Raw genomic sequence first — 6,721 nt, 5'->3', positions numbered from 1 at the left:
GCATGGTTTTGTGCAGGTCGGGGCCTTGGGGTCTCCCCCGGTTCCCGCCCACCAGGTCGAACGGGGCTCATCCTTGCCAGCGAATCGATAGACAAGCCTGAAACTTATAATGTGCGCTTGCACTTTGAGCGATCACAAACCCCATGAGCCAAGCCACTTTTTCTGTTTCCGACATCCGCAAGACCTTTTTGGACTTTTTTGAGTCCAAAGGGCACACCGTGGTGGCGTCCAGCCCCTTGGTGCCGGGCAACGACCCGACCTTGATGTTCACCAACTCGGGCATGGTCCAGTTCAAAGACGTGTTTTTGGGCTCGGACAAGCGCAGTTACGTGCGTGCCGCCTCTGTGCAAGCCTGCCTGCGTGCCGGTGGCAAGCACAACGACCTGGAAAACGTGGGCTACACCGCCCGCCACCACACCTTTTTTGAGATGCTGGGCAACTGGTCGTTTGGCGACTACTTCAAGCGCGAGTCGCTGGAGTGGGCGTGGGAGCTGCTGACCCAGGTCTACAAACTGCCTGCCGACAAGCTGTACGCCACGGTCTACATGGAAGACGACGAGGCCCATGGCATTTGGGAAGCCATTTTTGTCAAAGCCGGCTGGACGCCTGAGCGCATCCAATCAGAAAACCGCATCATCCGCATCGGTGACAACAAAGGTGGCCGCTACAAGTCCGACAACTTCTGGATGATGGCCGACACGGGCCCTTGCGGTCCTTGCTCCGAGATTTTTTACGACCACGGCGCGCACATCCCCGGCGGCCCACCCGGCAGCCCCGATGAAGACGGCGACCGTTTCATCGAAATCTGGAACAACGTGTTCATGCAGTTCAACATGGACGAGACCGGTGCCGTCACGCCGCTGCCCGCGCCCTGCGTGGACACCGGCATGGGCCTGGAGCGGCTGGCGGCCATCTTGCAGCACGTTCACAGCAACTACGAAATCGACATCTTTGACGCGCTGATCAAAGCCGCATCGCGCGAAACCGGCTGCACCGACCTGAACAACAAGTCGCTGCGCGTGATCGCCGACCACATCCGTGCCACCGCGTTTTTGGTGAGCGACGGTGTGGTGCCAAGTAACGAAGGCCGGGGTTATGTGCAGCGCCGCATCGTGCGCCGCGCCATTCGCCATGGTTATTTGCTCGGCCAAAAGACCCCGTTCTTCCACAAGCTGGTGCCTGATTTGGTGAAGCTCATGGGCGCGGCTTACCCCAACATGGCCGATCAGGCCGAGCGCATCGCAGACATCTTGCGTGTGGAAGAAGAGCGCTTCTTTGAGACGCTGCAAAGCGGCATGCAAATTCTGGACGCGGCCCTTCATGACGGCGTGAAAGTGCTGCCGGGCGAAGTGGCCTTCAAGTTGCACGACACCTATGGCTTCCCGCTCGACTTGTCGGCCGACGTGTGCCGTGAGCGTGGCCTGAGCGTGGACGAGGCTGGTTTTGCCACCGCCATGGAAAAGCAAAAGGCCCAGGCCCGTGCGGCAGGCAAGTTCAAGATGGACAAGGCGCTCGACTATTCGGGCGAGGGCAACGACTTTGTGGGCTACGACGACCTGACGGCCAACGCCAAAGTGCTGGCCTTGTACGCCGACGGCAACGCCGTGACCGAGCTGAAAGCTGGCCAATCAGGCGTGGTGGTGTTGGACACGACCCCGTTCTACGCCGAGTCGGGCGGTCAGGTGGGCGACCAAGGCATGATCCACAACGCGGGCGGCCAGTTCAACGTGGCCGACACGCTCAAGATCAAGGCCGATGTGTTTGGCCACCACGGTGAAGTCAAAACCGGCAGCCTGAAGGTGGGCGACGCGGTGCAAGCCCATGTGGACACGGCCGCACGCGCTGCCACTGTGCGCAACCACTCCGCCACCCACTTGATGCACAAAGCCCTGCGCGAAGTGCTGGGCAGCCATGTGCAGCAAAAGGGCAGCTTGGTCAACGCCGAGCGCACCCGTTTTGACTTTGCGCACAACGCACCTGTGACCGACGCTGAAATTCGTGAGATCGAAGCGCGTGTGAACGCCGAAATCTTGGCCAACGCTGCGGCACAAGCCCGTGTCATGGACATCGAAAGCGCCCAGAAAACGGGCGCCATGATGCTGTTTGGCGAGAAATACGGCGAGACCGTGCGCGTGCTCGACATTGGCTCCAGCCGCGAGCTGTGCGGCGGCACCCACGTCAAAGCCACGGGCGACATTGGCCTGTTCAAGATCGTCAGCGAAGGCGGCGTGGCCGCTGGTGTGCGACGCATCGAAGCCGTGACTGGCGTGAATGCTTTGGCTTATTTGCAGTCCCTTGAAGACACCGTGACGCAAGCCGCTGGCACGCTGAAAGCCCAGCCTGCCGAGCTGAACAACCGCATCGCGCAGGTGCTCGACCAGGTCAAGGCGCTCGAGAAAGAACTGGCCGCCGCCAAAGGCAAGCTCGCTTCTGCCCAGGGCGATGAGTTGATGACCCAGGCCGTGGACGTCAAGGGCGTCAAACTGCTGGTGGCCAAGCTCGAAGGAGCCGACGCCAAGACCTTGCGCGATACCGTGGAGAAGCTCAAAGACAAGATGAAAACGGCTGTGATTGTCTTGACCGCTGTGGACGGTGAGAAGGTGCAGATCGTCGCTGGCGTGACCGCCGACACTGTGGGCAAAGTCAAAGCCGGTGAGCTGGCCAACTTTGTGGCGGGTCAGGTGGGCGGCAAAGGCGGCGGCAAGCCCGATGTGGCCATGGCCGGTGGCACCAACGCGGCGGCCTTGCCCGCAGCGCTGTCCAGCGTGCAGGCCTGGGTGACCGAGCGGGTCTGAATGTGACGGCCTGATGGCGCGTCTCGCGTCCCCCGTAGGAGCGACGCCCCCGTCGCGATCAAGCCTCGCAGACCCCAACAATCGCCCCGAGGGCGGGGCTCCTACAAAATGCAGCGCACCCCCCTGTAGGAGCGACGCCCCCGTCGCGATCACCCTCGCAAACCACCCACAATCGCCCCGAGGGCGGGGCTCCTACAAAATGCAGCGCATTGCCCCCCGTAGGAGCGACGCCCCCGTCGCGATCACCCTCGCAAACCCCAAGAATCGCCCCGAGGGCGGGGCTCCTACAAAATGCAGCGCATTCCCCCTGTAGGAGCGACGCCCCCGTCGCGATCACCCTCGCAGACCCCAACAATCGCCCCGAGCGAAGGGCTCCTACAAAATGCAGCGCATTGCCCCCCGTAGGAGCGACGCCCCCGTCGCGATCAAGCCCCGCAAACCCCAGCAATCGCCCCGAGGGCGGGGCTCCTACAAAATCCAGGGCATCTCCCCCTGTAGGAGCGACGCCCCCGTCGCGATCAAGCCTCGAAAACCCCAAGAATCGCCCCGAGGGCGGGGCTCCTACAAAATGCAGCGCATTCCCCCTGTAGGAGCGACGCCCCCGTCGCGATCACCCTCGCAAACCCCAAGAATCGCCCCGAGGGCGGAGCTCCTACAAAATGCAGCGCATTCCCCCTGTAGGAGCGACGCCCCCGTCGCGATCAAGCCTCGCAGACCCCAACAATCGCCCCGAGGGCGGGGCTCCTACAAAATGCAGCGCATTGCCCCCCGTAGGAGCGACACCCCGTCGCGATCAAGCCTCGCAAACCCCAGCAATCGCCCCGGGCGAAGGGCTCCCACATGCATCACCGCGTTCAGCGCTGTGCCCTGTAGAGGGTCAAAGGCCTTTCCAAATGGGTTTGCGCTTGGCGACAAAAGCCTTGACGCCTTCGTGGAAGTCCTCGCTGCCATAGGCTTGGCGAATCAGGTCTTCGGCTTCGGGGGCGCTGTGTTTGACCAGACGGTTGAGGGCTTGTTTGCTCACTTGTTGGGTCACCGGGGCCAAAGCCGTCAGGCGCTGCACCAAGGCGTTTGTCGCTTCGACGATGTCTTCTGGCGCAGCCAGTTGGTGCAGGTAACCGCAGCCCAGGGCCTCTTCGGCCCCGATCATCTCGGCCAGCATGAGCATGCGTTTGACGCGTTGGTGCCCCAAAGCGGCACTGAGCCTGGCCACGTTGGCCACTGACAAACAGTTGCCCAAAGTTTTGGCAATCGGCACACCCAGTTGTGAATCGGGCGTGGCCAGTCGAAAGTCGCATGCCGTTGCTATGGCCAGTCCGCCGCCCACGACCCAGCCTTCAATGAGCGCCACCGTGGGCATGGGCAGTGAGCAAAGCAAGTCGACGCAGGCCTCGATTTGGGCCTCGTAGGCGACACCGTCATCGCCCGTGCGAAATGAAATGAATTGCTCGATGTCAGTGCCTGCTACAAAGGCCCGCCCACCCGCACCTCGAAACACCACCGCACGAATGTTTGCATCGGCTTTGAAGCTGTGGCAAAGGCGACTGAGCTCTTGGTACATGCCCCAGGTCATGGCGTTGCGCGCCTGAGGTCGGTTGAACGTCACGGTGGCCACGCCATGCTCGACAGCCAGGTCCACCGTTCCAGCGGTCAGGGTATCGGTCATCAGCTGTCCAGCTTCACGTTGCTGTCTTTGACCACCTTGGCCCACTTGACTTGTTCGGTCCGGATGAAGTCGGCAAAGCGTTGGGCCGAACCGCCACCGTCTTCTGCGCCGTATTGGGCCAATTTTTCGACCACATCGGGCATGACCAAGACCTTGTTGATGTCCTCGTTCATGCGTTGCGCCATGGCAGGGGGCAGCTTGCCAGGGCCGACCAATCCGTACCAAGTTGTGGCTTCAAAGTTGGGGAAACCTGCTTCGACCATGGTGGGCACATTGGGGTAGCTTGACGCCCGTTTGGCACGGGTTTGTGCAATCGCACGCACCTTGCCGCTTTTGACGTGGGGTGTCGCTGCGGTCATGGTGTCAAAAGAGTAAGCAATTTGCCCGCCGATCAAATCGGCCAACATCGGTCCCGATCCTTTGTAGGGAATGTGAATGGTGTCGACACCCGCTGCCAATTTGAAGGACTCGAGCGCCATGTGCTGGGCCGAGCCTTGACCGGCAGAGCCAAAGCTGACTTTGCCGGGGTTGGCCTTGCACTGCGCGACCAGTTCAGCCACGGTTTTGGCGGGTTGGTCGTTGTTGCAGATGAGCAAATTGGGCGTGATCCCAACCAAGGTCAATGGCGTGAAATCGCGGTCCACCACATAGCTGAGCTTGGGCATGAGGGCAGGGGCCAGCGCATGGCTGTTGATGTGGGCCATGAGCAGCGTGTTGCCGTCAGGGGCCGCCTTGGCCACCGCTTCGGCAGCGATCACCCCAGTGGCACCAGCGCGGTTTTCAACCAGCACCGTGACGCCCCACATGGTTTGCAGTTTTTGCGCCACGATGCGGGCCAGGATGTCGGTGCCGCCGCCTGGTGCAAATCCCACCAAGATTCGCACCGGTCCGGCGGGCAAGGTTTGGGCCTGGATCGACGGGGCCACCATCGTTGCGGCGGTGGCGGCAGTAGCGGCCACAAAGGTTCTGCGTTTCATGTTGTCTCCTTGGGTTTTGTTGGAAATGCACGCGAGAAAACGGATAGCCCTGGGTTCTGTGCCCTGGTTTCAGTGGCTCGAAAAGTGGTCCATGATGGCCTGCACGCCGCTGCCTTGCAGCGCCACGCCCGAGAGCTTCAGGCCCATTTCGCAGCCCGCCACGGTGGCGATCAAGGTCAGGTCGTTGCTGTCGCCCAGGTGGCCAATGCGGAACATGCGGCCTTTGACTTTGCCCAGGCCCGTGCCCAGCGAGCAGTCAAAGCGTTCGTGGATGACTTTGCGCACCGCGTCGGCGTCCACGCCCTCAGGGGTCATGACACCGGTCAGGATGGGGGAGTAGACAGCCGGGTCGGCGCACTGGATGGGCAGGCCCCAAGCGTTGACGGCCGCACGCACGCCAGCGGCCCAGCGCTGGTGACGCGCAAAGACCTGGTCCAGGCCTTCGGCCAGCAGCATGTCGCAGGCCTCGCTCAGGCCATAGAGCAAATTGGTGTTGGGGGTGGAGGGCCAGTAGCCGTTTTTGTTCATCTCGATCATCTCGCCCCAGGCCCAGTAGCTGCGGGCCATGCCGCCTTTTTGGCTGACTTCGATGGCGCGAGGCGAGAGGGCGTTGAAGCTGATGCCGGGTGGCAGCATCAGGCCTTTTTGTGATCCGCTGATGGTCACGTCCACGCCCCATTCGTCGTGCCGGTAGTCGGTAGCAGCCAAGCCCGAGATGGTGTCGACCAAGAGCAAGGCGGGGTGTTTGGCGGCGTCGATCGCGCGGCGCACGGCAGCAATGTCGCTGGTCACACCGGTTGAGGTTTCGTTGTGCACTACACAGACAGCTTTGATGCTGTGCCCCGTGTCGGCTTTCAAGCGCTGCTCGATCAAATCGGCCTGCACGCCGTTGCGCCAGCCCTCCAAGCCTGGCAGGCTGATGACCTCTGATTTCAGACCCAGCTGATTGGCCAGCTTGTTCCATAAAAACGCAAAGTGGCCCGTTTCGTACATCAGCACATGGTCGCCGGTGCTGAGCACGTTGCTCAGAGCCGCCTCCCAAGCCCCGGTGCCCGAGGCGGGGTAGATCATGACGGGGTGGCTGGTTTTGAAAATCTTTTGCACATCGGCCAGCACCTTCTTGCCCAGTGCGCCGAACTCGGGGCCTCGGTGGTCAATGGTGGGCGAACTGATGGCCCGCAAGATGCGGTCGGGCACGGGAGACGGGCCGGGGATCTGCAGAAAGTGACGGCCCGTGGGGTGGAAGTTGGTGGTGAGCATGAGCTGAAAACGCCTTTCAATTT

General features: G+C 61.9%; 4 protein-coding genes. 1 reads left to right on the top strand and 3 read right to left on the bottom strand.

The window, feature by feature from the left end:
- Positions 1-143 precede the first annotated feature (143 nt).
- A complete protein-coding gene (gene alaS / locus B9Z48_RS18600; RefSeq protein ID WP_108380255.1) occupies positions 144-2,795 on the top strand; it encodes an alanine--tRNA ligase in 2,652 nt (883 codons plus the stop codon).
- A gap of 877 nt (positions 2,796-3,672) precedes the next feature.
- Here alaS and B9Z48_RS18595 read toward each other — a convergent pair.
- The 3 genes from B9Z48_RS18595 to B9Z48_RS18585 form a co-directional block, all read right to left on the bottom strand.
- Positions 3,673-4,461 carry an enoyl-CoA hydratase/isomerase family protein gene (locus B9Z48_RS18595; RefSeq protein WP_108380254.1) on the bottom strand — a complete coding sequence of 263 codons (789 nt, stop codon included), beginning with the start codon at positions 4,459-4,461 and terminating at the stop codon, positions 3,673-3,675.
- Positions 4,461-5,438, bottom strand: a complete 978-nt coding sequence (locus tag B9Z48_RS18590) for a tripartite tricarboxylate transporter substrate binding protein (RefSeq protein ID WP_108380253.1) — start codon at positions 5,436-5,438, stop codon at positions 4,461-4,463. Before B9Z48_RS18590 ends, B9Z48_RS18595 begins: the two co-directional genes overlap by 1 nt.
- Before the next feature lie 69 nt (positions 5,439-5,507).
- On the bottom strand, positions 5,508-6,698 hold the full coding sequence (locus B9Z48_RS18585; protein WP_108380252.1) for an alanine--glyoxylate aminotransferase family protein: 1,191 nt from the start codon (positions 6,696-6,698) through the stop codon (positions 5,508-5,510).
- Positions 6,699-6,721 lie beyond the last annotated feature (23 nt).

The sequence above is a fragment of the Limnohabitans sp. WS1 genome (assembly GCF_003063265.1).
GTDB lineage: Bacteria > Pseudomonadota > Gammaproteobacteria > Burkholderiales > Burkholderiaceae_C > Limnohabitans_A.
The sequence above is the reverse complement of the archived record's forward strand: the minus strand, read 5'-3'. Positions and strand labels throughout refer to the sequence as shown.